Origin of the sequence: Coprococcus sp. AF102-57 (assembly GCF_027686195.1) — a bacterium.
GTDB lineage: Bacteria > Bacillota > Clostridia > Lachnospirales > Lachnospiraceae > Allocoprococcus > Allocoprococcus comes.
Genome location: NZ_JAQCSY010000019.1, coordinates 56,536 through 70,844 on the forward strand (window position 1 = coordinate 56,536; position 14,309 = coordinate 70,844).

Here is a 14,309-nt window from a genome sequence, read left to right on the forward strand (position 1 = left end):
ATTACAGGCTTCCAACAAACCGCTCAAATGCTGCCCTGCCTTCTTCTGTCTGCTTATAAACGCCGGCATCTTCCAGCACCTGGTTAAACACCTGTCCGATTTCCTCATGGAGAATGTCCATGATATTTTCTTTCGTAATGTCTGTATATTTTGGAAGGAATTCTTCTACCCAGTCTGCATGCTTTTCAAGCACTTCATTGCTGCGGATGTCCTTTCCTTCAAGGATTGCATCTGCAAGCTGTTCCATCTCACTTTTCAGTCTTGACGGCAGCACTGCAAGTCCCATCACCTCGATCAGACCAATATTCTCTTTCTTGATGTGATGTAATTTTGCATGCGGATGGTAAACGCCAAGCGGATGTTCTTCTGTCGTAATATTATTTCTGAGAACAAGATCCAGCTCAAAATACCCATCCCTGATTCTGGCGATCGGAGTGATCGTGTTGTGCGGTTCTCCGTTCGTCTCGGCAAAGATAAATGCGGCTTCGTCTGTATAAGATCTCCAACACATTAAAATATGGTCAGCTGCGCTGATCAGACGTTCTTTGTCTTTGCACTGCAGACGGATAACAGACATTGGCCATTTTACCATTCCGGCGCGCACATCTTCATACCCCGGAATCACATATTCTTTAATAACCGGAGCTTTTGCCATTGCAAATTCATGATTTCCACCCTGGAAATGATCATGGCTTAGGATCGATCCTCCTACGATTGGAAGATCTGCATTGGAACCAACAAAATAATGTGGAAACTGGCTGACAAAATCCAACAGCTTTGCAAAGGTTGCACGCTCAATTTTCATCGGCACATGCTCTCCGTTGAAAACGATGCAGTGTTCATTGTAATACACATACGGTGAATACTGAAATCCCCAGTCTTTTCCATCGATCCTGATCGGAATGATCCGGTGATTCTGTCTTGCCGGATGATTGACGCGACCGGCGTAGCCTTCATTTTCCTTACACAGCTGGCATTTCGGATAACCGCTCTGCGCGGCATTTTTTGCTGCCGCGATCGCTTTCGGATCTTTTTCCGGTTTGGACAGATTGATGGTGATCTCCATCTCCCCATATGGTGTCTCTGTGATCCATTTCTGATCCTTTTTAATCCGGTATCTTCGGATATAATCGCTGTCCTGACTAAGCTTGTAAAAATAATCGGTCGCCTTTTTCGGTCCTTCCTGATACAGTTCATAGAATTTATGGTTTACCATACTCGGTAACGGGACCAGTTTTCCCATGATTTTTGTATCAAACAGATCCCGGTACACGATTGAATCTGCAATCAGTTCTTTTTCCACTGCATAATCTGTAATCTCCTTCAGAATCTGTTCCAGCTCCTCTGCACCCCTGCTTCCTGGTGTCTCCTCGTAAGACTCCAGCCCAAGTGCCTCTAAAATCTGATTGGTAACAAATATTTTATCTTCCGGTGCTACAAGCCCCGTATCTAATCCATACTGAACCAGTTCTGTAATTGCCTGATCGATCATTTTTCTTCCTCCAAATCTTTTTGCTCGTCCTTTATCCATCCATTTTCAATGCGGCACATTTTTTACACCGAATCCTTTATTTATTCAGATAGCAAACTAAAATCTGTATTTATGTCTAACCTTGACAGCTAGCATATTTTCGTTTACGCGATTACTTTCATTCCGCCATATTTACGAACCTTTAATACGTGGCAGGATCCTTCTCCAAATACTGCATCCAATGCTTTTCTGTACTCTTCTACAAAATCATTCTTCACAAATGCCTGAATGGTTCCGGCAAATCCGCCTCCATGCACACGGCATACTCCATGGTTTCCGAGTACATTTTCGCTGACTGCAAGGGCAATGGATACTGCCTGGTTCTGCACGTCACGGTTAGTATATACATTCTGAAGATATTTGAAAGAGGAATCTCCGGATGCTTTGATCATATTAAGGAAATCTTCAAATCTTCCTTCGCGAAGGGATGCAACCTGTGCTGCAACTCTCGCATTATCACCGAAGAAATGCATAGCCCGAAGCACCGGACGGTCTCCAAGCTTCTCGCGGAGTGCCGGGATCGCTGCAAAAAATTCTTTTTCATCTACGTCACGGAGAACTTCTTTTCCAAAATATGTTGCAATAGCTTTCATATCCGCCGGAATCTGTGCATAATCCGGTGTCAGATCTTGATGAGAACCTTTGGTATCTACGATGCACAGACTGCATGCATGATTTTCAAAATCTACATCTACTTTTTCTACAACCGGAGCCTTTGGATCTTTGAAATCAATGTGGATCAGTCCACCAACCGCGCAGGCTGTCTGGTCCATCAGACCACTTGGCTTTCCAAAGTAAACATTTTCAGAATACTGACCAATCTGTGCAATCTCTACCATGCTGATCTGCATATCGTTGTAAAGTCCGGAAACAATGGTTCCAATGATTGTTTCAAATGCAGCAGACGAAGAAAGTCCTGCTCCGATCAGCACATCACTTGTCACATAAGCATTGAATCCACCAATCTTGTATCCGCGTTCTTTCAGTCCTGCAAGTACGCCACGGATCAGTCCGATAGATGTCCCTTCTTCTTTGTCAACCTTTTCTACATCATTCGCATCGATAACGATCATATCATATCCTTCAGATACCACACGGACGGTCATATCTTCATTTTTATTTACAATTGCGATCGCATCCAGATTAATAGAGGTTGCAAGCACCATTCCGTGCTGATGATCTGTATGATTTCCACCAACTTCACTTCGTCCCGGTGCGCTGTATACTTCTACTTCTCTGTCCCCATACAATTTCTGATACTCTGCCATCGCTTTTACATAGCGTTCTTCCTGATGTGCAATCACACTTTCATCAATATAAATATCTTTTAATGTATCACGGTACACGCCCTGTTTCATTTCTTCCATAAGTTTTGTAAGCTGTTTCATCTTCATTTCCTCCAAATACATTTTCGATTCTGCTTTGATAATTGTATTATAAAATATATTTAGTAAATTTGCAATATATATTTACTAAATATTTCAATAAATTTACTAGTGAATTTTTGTACAGTTCTACATAATTCTTTCACTTTCCATTTTTTTACTCCTCTGTTATAATAGAAGAATCAGAAATTTTTTAACAAGGGGGCCGCTTATGGCAACAATCAAAGATATTGCTTCTGCTGCCGGTGTTTCTGCCGCAGCAGTTTCACGTATACTGAATAATGATGAGACGCTCAATGTCTCACCGGAAACCCGACAGAAAGTACTGGATACTGCAAGAGAGCTGCATTATGTAAAGCGCGGACGTCCTTCTGTCAAATCACTTTTTACCCTTGGGATCATTCAGTGGTTCTCTTCCCAGCAGGAACTGGAGGATAATTATTATCTTCTGATTCGTCAGGGAATTGAAGATTACTGCCTCTCACACAATATCCAGATTGTGCGTACCTACAAAAGCGACATCAATTACATGGACGTTCTGAAGGATGTAGACTGTCTGATCTGTATCGGCAAATTCAGTCAGGAGGAAATTTCTTATCTGTATGAGATGAATTCGTGCATCCTGTTCCTGGATATGCCGGTAAACGATGACCGGATTTCCACGATCATTCCGGATTTCGGCGAAGCAGTTACAGAAGCTCTGGATTATCTGACCGGGATCGGGCACCGGGAGATTGGTTTCTTTACCGGAAAAGAATATATCGGTGAAAACCATCTCTATCCGGATTACCGAAAAAAAGTCTTTATTGATTACTGTGATGCACACGATTTGATTTATGAGCCTTATATCCAAGAGGGTGTCTTCCAGATTTCTTCCGGTTATGAGATGGCATGCAATCTGATCAACGGCGGCAAACTGCCGACGGCGATCTTTGCAGCAAGTGATCCGATCGCTTTTGGTGCGATCAAAGCCTTTACCGAACACGGGATCCGTGTTCCGGAGGATATTTCCATCGTAGGCTTTGATGATATCAATATGGCACAGTTTTCTGCTCCACCGCTGACAACGGTCAGTGCGCCAGCTTATCATATGGGAATGTACGGAGCTTCTATTCTGCAGCATCTCCTGAGGGAGCATCCGGGACCTGCACTTAAGATCAAACTGCCGTGTAAGCTGGTTGTCCGGAATTCGTGTAAAGCGATTGAAAAATAGCTCATATCTGTGTGAATATACCAATGAATTTTATCTAACATCAAAAAGCTCCCATCCGGAGAAGAAATGAGTTATAATTAGCTCACATTTCTCCGGATGGGAGTTTTTTTATTAAACAATTCATCAGAAAGCCTTTAGGACATCAAATAACTTTCTACCAGTCCTGCACTGACTCTTGATAATAAGTCACATTTTCCTGTAAAATTTCTATTTTTCCATCTTTTACTTCCGCAATTGATACCGCACAGTTCTTATGTACCCCCTGCTGCCAGTACCCGGAAATCGGCAGACCTTTCATCAGGCTCAGAATCCCGCAAAGTGCTGCACCATGTGTGGATAAAAGTACATTTTTATCCTGAAGCTCTTCTTTCTGATAAAATTCTTCCAGAAAATTATTCAGACGTGCCCGCACTTCTTCAAAGGATTCCCCTCCTTTTGGCGGCTGATACACTTCCGGTGCATTAAAAAAGTTGCGAAATCCCGGATCCGGAATATTCCATCCCTCTTCTCTGCAGCAAAGTCCCTCAAATTCTCCAAAGCTCATCTCCTGGATCCGCTTATCCGGGACAATCGGAACCTCCCTGTCCCCCAGGACGAGCCGTGCCGTCTCTGCCGCCCTTTTCAGCGGGCTTGTGTAACAGACCGCAAATGGAACATCTGCGAGTGCCGGAGCCGTCTCTTTTGCAAGTAGTTTTCCAAATTCATTCAGCGGAATATCCACCTGTCCCTGTAATTTTCTTTTTTTATTCCAGTCCGTCTCTCCATGACGGATCATATATATTTTCATCTCTTAGCTTCCTCCTGCTATCATTAAAAACACACGCATCCTCCGTGCCAGTCAGCATAGCGATCAGCACGGGAGTTAACAGTAACGATTATAGCACATTTTTCACCTTTCTTCCACCAAAAGGCTTGTTATTAAACTTTATGACAGTTATAATGATGTTGGTGTCAAAAGGTATTTTGACCCCTTAGATACCAGATTGCTACGTGCTTTGCACTCTTGCAAGCAAGCTTGCATCGGCTTTCTGACCTTTTTACCCTGGTATCTTATAATAAACGTAGTACAAAAAAGGAGATACTTGATTATGGAGAAAATTACCAGTTTCACAATAGACCATTTGAAGCTTGTTCCTGGGCTTTACGTCTCACGTAAGGATTGTGCCGGTGAACAGGTCATTACAACCTTTGATATCCGTATGACCAATCCGAATGAAGAACCGGTTATGAATACTGCAGAGGTTCACACCATCGAACATCTTGGTGCAACCTTCCTTCGTAACCACAGGGACTACGCATCAAAAACACTTTACTTTGGACCAATGGGATGCCGTACCGGCTTCTACCTTCTTCTTGTAGGTGATTATGAATCAAAAGATATCGTTCCACTGATGAAAGAAATGTTTGCTTTTATCGCAGACTTCAATGGGGACGTACCGGGAGCTGCTGCAAAAGACTGCGGAAACTATCTGGACATGAACCTTTCGATGGCAAATTATATGGCAAAAAGATATCTGACTGAGGTTCTGGAAAATATTACAGAAAAACAGCTGGTTTATCCTGAATAAGCCTTACTATATGAACCTGAAAATGGGAGCCAAACATACTATCCATTGATTTTCTTCTAATGTTCCTGTATGTTTGCTCCCATTCCTGTTTTCAATCAAAACTCTCTATGATACACTTCCGGAATTTCTACCAGAACCTCTCTTCCGTTGTAACATAATCTGCCGGAAGATCAAATTCTTCGGTCTCAATTTCTTCTACGATCTGCATTTCATAAGCAGCTGCGATCCGGCAGATATCTTTCCGTTTTTCAAAATAACGATCATAAAATCCACCGCCATAACCGACACGGTTCTTTTTTTCATCAAAAACACTTCCCGGCAGGATTGCCAGTGTAGTCTGCCCTTCTCCGGCTTTATAAACAGGGCATTCTTTTTTCGGCTCCAGGATGCCATAAGCCCCCTTTTCCAGATCCTCAAAAGAATGTATCCGATAAAACTCCATCTCTTTTCCCGCTACCCGTGGCACATAGACCTTTTTTCCAAGCCCCCATGCCTTCTCGATCAGTGTTCCGGTTGCCACCTCTCCACGAAAATCAATATACGCAAGAAGGTTGTCTGCATTTTTAAATGTCTCTGTCTCTTCAATGCGTCTCATGATCCGCAGGCTCTTCTCCCGAACCTCTTCTTTTGGAAGTGCCTGTCTCATTTTCAGAAATTTTGCCCTAATTTCCTTTTTTCTGTCCATATTTCTCACCCAGATTTGTAATGGATCCATCCTTCTCCTTGATTGAAATGTTATTAAGCTGTCCACGAAGATTTCTTTTGAATGCATCTACATATTCCCGTCTGAGAATCTGCTGTTCTTTTTTCTCTTCCTCTGTCAGTCCTTCTGCTTTTGATTTTCTATATAATTCATTAATGCGTTCAATTTTTGCTGTCTCCATTTTTCTTTTGTCCCTTCTTTGTTTTTCTATATAATAATGTTATCTTTTTAATCAGCTGGAATAATTTTCCAGGAACCCATAAAGCTTGTCTTTTCCCTCTAACCGCTTTCCCTCCCGGATCTCATTCTGCAGTTCTTCCGGAAGCTCTTCGACACGGATATTCGTATATTCATAAATACTTGTCTGGTCGTCCAGATAAACAATCACATATCCGTTGCGGTTTTTCAGATAATACACCCCTTCTTTGTGTGCGCCACCTTGAGTGCTGACTGTCTGTTCTGTTTCCTGCTGCTCCGTCTGTTCTGTCCTTGCAATTTCTTTCCTGTAATTATAATCTGCATAATATGCATAAGATAAGATTGCAAGAATCAGAAGAGTCCCCGTTAAAAGACCAATATGATATCTTGTTTCCATAAGGAACACTCCTTTTTCTACAAGTATTGGTCTGCTTGGAGGATTTTATTCATTATGGGGGAATTTTTAGGTTGTGATATCAAATCATCTACAGCTTAGTAATATCTGCGTTCTTTTAATAAATGGCATTTTTTGCAGACTATTACAATTTGGTGACCTTTTGGGAGACCGAGGAGTTCTTTTTCGGACATGCCACCCATTTTAAGGAGAACGACTGCGTATACCGCTACTGCCACGATGAGGGCGATCAGGGTTGCGATTCTTCCTCCGATGAAGGTGTCAAGTACGAAATGCACTGCCCATGCCAAAATTGCCATAACAGCTCCGGCGATAGACGGAATGACAAAAGTCTTACGGCTCTCCTGAAGATATCCACATGCTTCACGGATATCATGTGCATTCATGATACACATGCATAAAGAGAACACAATCTTACTTCCAATCAGTGCATAAATGCCCCATTTGAACATAACAAGCATAATAAACAGAGATACAATATGTAGTATCAGGGATACCATTGCATTTTTTACCGGTTCCATCATACGGTCCAGACCCTGAAGCACTGTATTCGTAACGGTTGAAAGTGAATAAAATACCAGAGAAATCGCTCCGATCTTCAGCATAATTCCCTGTGTTACATTATCTACATTCGGCCACAGGAAATCCATGATAGGCTGACCAAGTGCAAAGAATCCAAATGCGCTTGGAATCGCAATCAGCATCGTGTAACGGATAACTGTATAAATCCGGTTATGTAACAGTCTTCTGTCATGATTCTCTGCCGCGCTTACAAGCCCCGGGATCACAGATGATCCCAATGCACTCGCAACGGCAAGCGGTACGTTAAACAGGGTATAATACTGTCCTAATTTACCAAGAAGCTCTGCACAGACCGCCTCACTAGTTCCCTGTGCACCCATGATCTTATTGAACATTGCACTGTCAATAACATTTGCACTGTTATAAATCGTTGTACTTAAAATGATCGGTGCAATCGTCAGAATCAGGAGTTTGAAAATCGCACGGTAATCATCCAGTTCTTTCGAGGTATCCCGCTTCATCTGCCGCATCATCGGCTTGCGGAATACCACATAGCAGAACAGTAAGAACAGCAGACCGATCAGAGCACCGGCTACTGTACCAAGTGTACCTCCTGCTGCGGAATAGGCTGGTCCTAAAAGGTTATTTCCCTGCACCTTAGCCATCTGTTTTCCATTTTCCAGAAGAACGGCTGCACCTACAACACTGACAATCGCATTGAGAAGCTGTTCAATGATCTGCGAAATTGCAGTCGGGATCATCGTTCCCATCCCCTGGAAATAGCCACGAAAAACTGCCATAATCGCACAAATCAGGAGTCCGGGAGCAAGCACCTTCAAAGAATAGCAGCTCATTTTGGCTCCCATCAGATATTCTGCGATCGCCTCTGCTCCAAAAAATACGATCACCATGATCGTGACACCAGATAGCGTAGCTATGATCAGCGATGCCTTCAATACCCTGAATGCATTTTTCCGCTCTCCTGCCGCCATTTTGAGAGACACCAGCTTTGATACCGCAACCGGCAGACTGTAAGACGAAATGATCAGAGCAATAGAATACACCTGAAATGCCATATCATAATAGCCCTGTCCTTTAAGCCCCATAATATTGAGCATCGGGATCCGGTATACTGCCCCGATGATCTTTGTGATAATACCGGCTGCCGCAAGGATACTTCCCTGCATCAGAAAACTGCCGCCCTTTGATTTTTTCCTTTTACCCATACGTTAAAACCTCATACTTTTATCTATCTTGTAATTCCCAGCATCTCCAGAACTTCCCGCTGTTTCTTTTCCATCACGAGCCGTTCTTCATCTTCCATATGGTCATAACCTAACAAGTGCAACATACTGTGCGCAATAAGGAAAGCAAATTCACGTTCTACCGAATGGCCATATTCTTCTGCCTGTTCCTTTGCGCGCTCTTTGGAAATCACAATATTGCCGAGCATCAGTTCTCCGGTCTCCGGATCAAATGAACTGTCATCTGTATCCAGATATGCATAATCAGCCGGTGACGGGAATTCCGTCATCGGAAATGACAGGACATCAGTTGCACGGTCGATTCCGCGAAATTCCAGGTTCATCTGTCGGATTTCCTCATTCATCGTAAGAAGAAGTTCTACCTGCGCCTCGTACGGACACTTCTCATAATCCAGGACTGCATCTGCAACTTTTGTCGCCAGTTCTTCATAAGGCAGCTTTAAATCCAATGCTCCCTCATCCTCTAAAAATAGTCTCATCTTGTTCCTCGTTTCTTTCTGTCTCTAGTGTGGGATTTTTTCTGTTCCTGCTTTTGCTCGTATTCCTCGTACGCTTTAACAATTCGCTGCACCAGCGGATGTCTGACAACATCCCGGCTGGTCAGACGGCAAATCGATATATCTTCCAGATTCTTGACTACACTCACTGCCACATCAAGTCCAGATGTCTGTCCTGCCGGAAGGTCTTTCTGTGTAGAGTCTCCGGTGATCACGACTTTGGATCCAAAACCAATACGTGTCAGGAACATCTTCATCTGCGCCGGTGTGGTATTCTGTGCCTCATCCAGAATAATAAAAGCGTTGTCAAGGGTTCTGCCTCGCATATAGGCAAGAGGCGCAACCTCGATCAGCCCTTTTTCTGAATTCTTGATAAAGCTTTCTGCTCCCATGATCTGATAGAGTGCATCATAAAGTGGTCTTAAATATGGATCGATCTTGCTCTGCAGATCTCCCGGCAAAAAACCAAGCTTTTCTCCTGCTTCAATTGCCGGACGTGTCAGAATGATACGCCCCACTTCATTGCGTTTGAACGCCGTGATTGCCATTGCCATCGCCAGATAAGTTTTACCGGTTCCGGCAGGACCAAGGCCAAAGGTGATCATCTTTTCCCGGATCGCATCCACATATTTCTTCTGTCCGAGCGTCTTTGGTTTGATTGGCTTTCCCTGAAGTGTATGACAGATCAGGTCTTTATCAATTGTCAGAATATCTTCCGCACTGTCTTCCATCGTAAGGGACAGGGCATAGTCTACATTCTGCTCCTGGATCGTGTTCCCGCGCCTGGAAAGCTCGGTAAGCTGCGACAATACCTGCTGCGCCCTCTCTACATTCTTTTCCTCTCCAAGGACTTTCACCTTTCCATTTCGCGCGATCAGTGTAACATGTAAAGCTCTCTCAATTTTTTTTGCAAATATATCGAACTGGCCAAACACATTTTTTTCATGTTCAGCCGGTATGTCTATCATGGTCTCAAGAATTCCCATAAATCAGTTTCCTTCCTGCTGTATATTTTCTGCATCTGCCTTCGGCAGTTCATGTACCGTTCCTTTTTGTACAATTCCGAACGGTCCGGATAAAACCAGTTTCCCCTTTGCCGAATACCGGTTCGTCTCCCTGTATATTTTAACATCATTCTCTGAAATTTGAACCCCTTTTTTCTCTAATCGGGTGCAAAACTTCTCAAAATTATAGGACAGAATTTCTCTTGCTTCCCTGTCTGTATAAGAAATCTCCTCTTTTCTGCTCTCTTTGCTCCGTTCAACTCTTACCGAGACCGGAAATGGAAAATGTCTCTCCAAATACAGGATATATCTGCAGGTCAACGCATTATATTCCGGGTAAGGTAGCTCCCGCCTGCCAAAAAGATACAGCCTTCCCGGTGTTTCTATCCAGAACCTCCAGCTCTTCTTGCCTGTATCTTTCCATACCGGATGCAGCCTGTCAAGAATATCTGTATACGCAACCGTTGTCTGTGCTATTATGTCTGCATCCGATACCCGGTACTGGTATCCTGTCACCTCATCTGAATCATTCTTTACTTCCACACTTCCACTCACAAGGATCTCTCCTTTTTTTACCTCACTGCCTTCCCGGACAAGCGGATTCCCTTTTCGTGTAATGATCTTCTGAATGATCCCGTCCGCTTCTGCCACAATATCCATCGGCGCTTCCGCCTCAGCTTCTGTCTGCAGCTCCTTCCGGTCAGGATTCTCCCTGACTTTAATCTTCAGACAACTCCCATGAACATAGGCTGAAACCCAGATAATATCGTCGTATTCCATACGAATATCTTTTTCAATCCGGTCACAGTCTACATTCTTTTTTGCCATTCCACAGGCAATTCCTTTTTCCGTCAGAAAAGAAAGCAAAACCTCATCTGTCCTTGCAAGGTTTCCATCAATCTGAATCCTCCATATAAAAGAAGAAAGCAGAAAGATCAGACAGATTGCGATGACCGATCCTGTAAAAAAAAGCTTCCGTCCACGGTATTTATGTATAAAAAACGGGACTCCTCTTTTCTGGATGATCCGTACCTTTGCCCTGCTCTTCCTGACCATTGGTCGCAGTCTGCGGAAATCCCGGACGCGGATATTCATCTCATATGCCCCTTTTGCCGGTCTCAGATTCCAGAGAAAAATCCCATGATAACAGCAAAGATTTAAAAAACGTTCCGGTGAATATCCTTCGACTCTGATGCGCAGGTATCCGGCAAGATTATTCAGAATATATCGCAGCATCTTCGTCATCCCTTCCTAAGAATACTCAATTTTCTCTACCTTTCCGGTAATCTTCATATCGGTTGTTGTATAGTAGTTGATCTCAAGTGATTTCCCTGTGATGCGAATCTGCCCGCTACGTACATTTATACGGATCAGCTGTTCGGTATATTCCAGAATTCCACGGTAATTCTCTATATTCACTTCATAATGCCCTGTAAGAGTCAGAATCGGGACACCCAGCACCACATCCTTCGGCAAATTTGCTGCATCTGCCATGCGATACCTTCGTGTCCCGTCTTCTTGTTCGGATCTCTGTCTCATATTGCCGCATATACCGTTTTGTTGACAGTGTATGCTTCAGAACCACATAATATTCCTATGCTGTATAATTGCTGAATTTTCCCGGGAGCAGTCTTCCCGCACATGCATGAATTTCGATCTGACCTTTTTCTCCGGCAATAAACTTTAATGCCGTTGTCTCATCTGACAGTTCCGGTGTCGGTCTGCCAATCGTAAGCACATTCTTCTTTGCGTAAGTTGTAAAGGTATATTCACTGCCCGGCCGCAGAGAACAGATGGGTCTGCCATTTAAGAAAAATGCATCCTGTCCGCCGGTATAACCGCCCTCTTCTTCGATAATATGGATCGTTGCCGGAGCAAAAAGGCAATCCGGTTCCTGCTGTGGCTGTTCCCAGACATTCTGTTGATTATCCCAGCCGTTCTGATTCCATCCATTTTGCTGATTATCCCAGCTGTTCTGATTCTGGTTCCATCCATTTTGCTGATTATCCCAGCTGTTCTGGTTCTGGTTCCATCCATTTTGCTGATTGTCCCAGCCGTTCTGGCTCTGATTCCATCCACCTGACTGATTATTCCATCCATTTGGCTGGTCTTCTGGTCTGTAATTTCCCATCGGTGCTTTTTTTGCAATCCAGTAAGAAGTGAAACCGCCAATTGCAGCTCCGATAATTCCAAAAACATATGCCCCGTAAAATGCATTATCACCAGCATTCAAAAGCTGCATCAGCCAGGCTCCGACAAAAGTACCGGTAAATTCAAGGCCAAACCACAATCCCAGTGTCAATGCACGATATTTTTTTGGATTCTGTCCTCTTTCTATCGCGTGCTTTCCATTCACACGCCAAAGCCATATAAGACAAATAATTTCTAACATTTGTTTTCCCTCTTTCGCGCTTCTATTTTGTTACATAAAAGTATTATATCTTCAATCGCAGCTGAAAACAATCCATTATTCTGTGAAAACTTTATAAAATCGAACAGACTGGCTCCTCCATGATCCGGATATACAAAAAAATCGATCCTACTTTTCCTGTGATTGTAAGATCGATTTTTCATTTCTTTGTTATACTTGAATTCTCGCGGCGGCATCCTGGCTGATAGCGAACCGCTTCTGGTCAGATGCTATAATCATCATACCACTGGCATCATTCTGGATCACATGGATTTCGCTGCCCTCTTTGATTTTGAATTCCTTTAATTTTTCCAGCACCTCCGGTACTCCGAACATCCATTTGATCGTGTACCATTTTCCCGGAACAGCTGTTGATAATGCCTGCATTTTTACACCTTCTTTTTTTCTCCTTTGACTTTACTACAGTATACTCGCTTTCATATTGGTTAGTCAACGACAATGTTTTTTAGTTATTATATACACAATTCCATTCAATAGCCATATTTAACAATTATTTTCAGAATTCAACTTCTGTTTTATCACCCTCACTATAAGCTGGTTCTGGAAGAAAATCTGATCAGGGCAGACGAGCTGGATGAAGTTCTGGATGCTTATGCAATGACCGAACCTGAAGTCATACTCATAAAAGAAGCAATGTAACAAGACAAAAGCCCCAGGATCTATCAACTCATTACCCGTGATAAATCCTGGGGCTTCCTTCATTTAAAATACCACCGTTTCCCCTGTTCCAAGTGCATGTACCATTTCGCCAAGTTCTTTTTTCAGAATCCTGAATGCAATATTTCCGGTACAGTGACCGGTATAGATTTCCTCTACGCCAAGCCCTTTCAATTCCTGCGCAGTTTCCACAACCTCTTCCTCTGGTATGGCAAGTGTATCCATGCCCGAAAGCTTCATCATATGGAATCCACCGACAACCGCATAGACCTTTTGCCCGCCGAGTGCCATCTGCACTTCTCGCACAATATTGACAATTCCCCCATGGGAACAGCTATTAAATATCACCAGTCCTTTTCCCGTCTCAAAAACCACACTCTGCTCATGTGCAAAATCATCTGCAATAAACTCTTCACCGATTTTCCGGTACATGTGTGCCCTGCGTCCCATCTCATCCAAACCGCCGGTAAAATGCGGTACGACCCAGACGCCTTTTTCAACTTCACAGACTGCATTTAACGGACGGAACCGCTCTTTATAATTTTCCAGAAGATGCTGCGGAATTCCAATATATTTATCTTTTCCTTCTGTCCGGTAAAAGCAGTTTTCAGCAGACGTCTCCTGCATATAGACCGCTGCTTTGTCATTCTCCTTAAAAAACTCCTCAAAACCGCCACTGTGGTCATAATGTGCATGGGATAAAAACGCCGTATCTACTTTCGAAAGATCAATCCCCAGCTCCTTTGCATTTTCTGCAAAGAGCGCTGTTGCGCCAGTATCCAGAAGGTACGTCTTCCCCTCATATTCGATATAAACCGACAGTCCATGTTCTGCACAAAGTCTGCATCTGGAACTGTTTTCTACTAATACTACCATCTTCATATGAATCAGCCGTTACTGAAAACTTATAAAAAGTTACA

16 protein-coding genes are annotated in these 14,309 nt (G+C 43.3%); 2 read left to right on the plus strand and 14 right to left on the minus strand.

What is annotated here, in order from left to right; translation table 11 throughout:
• Position 1: 1 nt before the first annotated feature.
• Together galT and PGZ10_RS12250 are read right to left on the minus strand one after the other, a co-directional pair.
• Positions 2-1,492, minus strand: coding sequence for a UDP-glucose--hexose-1-phosphate uridylyltransferase (gene galT, locus PGZ10_RS12245; protein WP_270541525.1), 1,491 nt, complete (start codon positions 1,490-1,492; stop codon positions 2-4).
• A gap of 143 nt (positions 1,493-1,635) precedes the next feature.
• Complete coding sequence (locus tag PGZ10_RS12250) at positions 1,636-2,919, minus strand: galactokinase (RefSeq protein ID WP_022220631.1); 1,284 nt, start codon at positions 2,917-2,919, stop codon at positions 1,636-1,638.
• Positions 2,920-3,127: 208 nt separating this feature from the next.
• On the opposite strand from PGZ10_RS12250, the gene PGZ10_RS12255 reads away from it, so the two are divergent.
• Positions 3,128-4,129: a LacI family DNA-binding transcriptional regulator gene (locus PGZ10_RS12255; protein ID WP_008370790.1), complete on the plus strand. Its 1,002-nt coding sequence runs from the start codon at positions 3,128-3,130 to the stop codon at positions 4,127-4,129.
• Positions 4,130-4,283: 154 nt separating this feature from the next.
• Here PGZ10_RS12255 and PGZ10_RS12260 read toward each other — a convergent pair whose 3' ends face one another.
• A complete protein-coding gene (locus PGZ10_RS12260; protein WP_270541526.1) occupies positions 4,284-4,916 on the minus strand; it encodes a histidine phosphatase family protein in 633 nt (210 codons plus the stop codon).
• Between the two features lie 301 nt (positions 4,917-5,217).
• Here PGZ10_RS12260 and PGZ10_RS12265 point away from each other — a divergent pair, with 301 nt between their 5' ends.
• Positions 5,218-5,697: an S-ribosylhomocysteine lyase gene (locus PGZ10_RS12265; protein ID WP_270541528.1), complete on the plus strand. Its 480-nt coding sequence runs from the start codon at positions 5,218-5,220 to the stop codon at positions 5,695-5,697.
• Positions 5,698-5,824: 127 nt separating this feature from the next.
• On the opposite strand, the gene PGZ10_RS12270 is transcribed toward PGZ10_RS12265, so the two are convergent.
• The 11 genes from PGZ10_RS12270 to PGZ10_RS12320 form a co-directional block, all read right to left on the minus strand.
• A complete protein-coding gene (locus PGZ10_RS12270) occupies positions 5,825-6,382 on the minus strand; it encodes a 5-formyltetrahydrofolate cyclo-ligase (RefSeq protein WP_270541530.1) in 558 nt (185 codons plus the stop codon).
• Positions 6,360-6,581, minus strand: a complete 222-nt coding sequence (locus PGZ10_RS12275) for a DUF896 domain-containing protein (RefSeq protein WP_055157151.1) — start codon at positions 6,579-6,581, stop codon at positions 6,360-6,362. The genes PGZ10_RS12270 and PGZ10_RS12275 overlap by 23 nt, the downstream gene beginning before the upstream one ends.
• A gap of 51 nt (positions 6,582-6,632) precedes the next feature.
• Entirely contained in the window at positions 6,633-6,995 is a 363-nt protein-coding gene (locus PGZ10_RS12280; RefSeq protein ID WP_055296647.1) for a hypothetical protein, read from the minus strand.
• 95 nt (positions 6,996-7,090) lie between these two features.
• Entirely contained in the window at positions 7,091-8,761 is a 1,671-nt protein-coding gene (locus PGZ10_RS12285) for a putative polysaccharide biosynthesis protein (RefSeq protein WP_270541531.1), read from the minus strand.
• A gap of 23 nt (positions 8,762-8,784) precedes the next feature.
• Complete coding sequence (gene ybeY, locus PGZ10_RS12290) at positions 8,785-9,279, minus strand: rRNA maturation RNase YbeY (protein WP_008370797.1); 495 nt, start codon at positions 9,277-9,279, stop codon at positions 8,785-8,787.
• Positions 9,276-10,283: a PhoH family protein gene (locus tag PGZ10_RS12295; protein ID WP_022219964.1), complete on the minus strand. Its 1,008-nt coding sequence runs from the start codon at positions 10,281-10,283 to the stop codon at positions 9,276-9,278. Before PGZ10_RS12295 ends, ybeY begins: the two co-directional genes overlap by 4 nt.
• 3 nt (positions 10,284-10,286) lie before the next feature.
• Positions 10,287-11,546 carry a sporulation protein YqfD gene (locus tag PGZ10_RS12300; RefSeq protein WP_118219033.1) on the minus strand — a complete coding sequence of 420 codons (1,260 nt, stop codon included), beginning with the start codon at positions 11,544-11,546 and terminating at the stop codon, positions 10,287-10,289.
• 6 nt (positions 11,547-11,552) lie between these two features.
• Positions 11,553-11,795: a sporulation protein YqfC gene (gene yqfC / locus PGZ10_RS12305; RefSeq protein ID WP_022219963.1), complete on the minus strand. Its 243-nt coding sequence runs from the start codon at positions 11,793-11,795 to the stop codon at positions 11,553-11,555.
• Positions 11,796-11,895: 100 nt separating this feature from the next.
• On the minus strand, positions 11,896-12,693 hold the full coding sequence (locus PGZ10_RS12310; RefSeq protein WP_118199158.1) for a hypothetical protein: 798 nt from the start codon (positions 12,691-12,693) through the stop codon (positions 11,896-11,898).
• A gap of 189 nt (positions 12,694-12,882) precedes the next feature.
• Positions 12,883-13,098, minus strand: a complete 216-nt coding sequence (locus PGZ10_RS12315) for a FeoA family protein (protein WP_008370804.1) — start codon at positions 13,096-13,098, stop codon at positions 12,883-12,885.
• Between the two features lie 336 nt (positions 13,099-13,434).
• Positions 13,435-14,271, minus strand: coding sequence for an MBL fold metallo-hydrolase (locus PGZ10_RS12320; protein ID WP_055157137.1), 837 nt, complete (start codon positions 14,269-14,271; stop codon positions 13,435-13,437).
• Positions 14,272-14,309: the final 38 nt, after the last annotated feature.

Coding starts and splice junctions, on each gene's coding strand:
- galT (WP_270541525.1), bottom strand. CDS start 1,492: ATGATCGATCAGGCAATTACAGAACTGGTTCAGTATGGATTAGATACG.
- PGZ10_RS12250 (WP_022220631.1), bottom strand. CDS start 2,919: ATGAAACAGCTTACAAAACTTATGGAAGAAATGAAACAGGGCGTGTAC.
- PGZ10_RS12255 (WP_008370790.1), top strand. CDS start 3,128: ATGGCAACAATCAAAGATATTGCTTCTGCTGCCGGTGTTTCTGCCGCA.
- PGZ10_RS12260 (WP_270541526.1), bottom strand. CDS start 4,916: ATGAAAATATATATGATCCGTCATGGAGAGACGGACTGGAATAAAAAA.
- PGZ10_RS12265 (WP_270541528.1), top strand. CDS start 5,218: ATGGAGAAAATTACCAGTTTCACAATAGACCATTTGAAGCTTGTTCCT.
- PGZ10_RS12270 (WP_270541530.1), bottom strand. CDS start 6,382: ATGGACAGAAAAAAGGAAATTAGGGCAAAATTTCTGAAAATGAGACAG.
- PGZ10_RS12275 (WP_055157151.1), bottom strand. CDS start 6,581: ATGGAGACAGCAAAAATTGAACGCATTAATGAATTATATAGAAAATCA.
- PGZ10_RS12280 (WP_055296647.1), bottom strand. CDS start 6,995: ATGGAAACAAGATATCATATTGGTCTTTTAACGGGGACTCTTCTGATT.
- PGZ10_RS12285 (WP_270541531.1), bottom strand. CDS start 8,761: ATGGGTAAAAGGAAAAAATCAAAGGGCGGCAGTTTTCTGATGCAGGGA.
- ybeY (WP_008370797.1), bottom strand. CDS start 9,279: ATGAGACTATTTTTAGAGGATGAGGGAGCATTGGATTTAAAGCTGCCT.
- PGZ10_RS12295 (WP_022219964.1), bottom strand. CDS start 10,283: ATGGGAATTCTTGAGACCATGATAGACATACCGGCTGAACATGAAAAA.
- PGZ10_RS12300 (WP_118219033.1), bottom strand. CDS start 11,546: ATGACGAAGATGCTGCGATATATTCTGAATAATCTTGCCGGATACCTG.
- yqfC (WP_022219963.1), bottom strand. CDS start 11,795: ATGGCAGATGCAGCAAATTTGCCGAAGGATGTGGTGCTGGGTGTCCCG.
- PGZ10_RS12310 (WP_118199158.1), bottom strand. CDS start 12,693: ATGTTAGAAATTATTTGTCTTATATGGCTTTGGCGTGTGAATGGAAAG.
- PGZ10_RS12315 (WP_008370804.1), bottom strand. CDS start 13,098: ATGCAGGCATTATCAACAGCTGTTCCGGGAAAATGGTACACGATCAAA.
- PGZ10_RS12320 (WP_055157137.1), bottom strand. CDS start 14,271: ATGAAGATGGTAGTATTAGTAGAAAACAGTTCCAGATGCAGACTTTGT.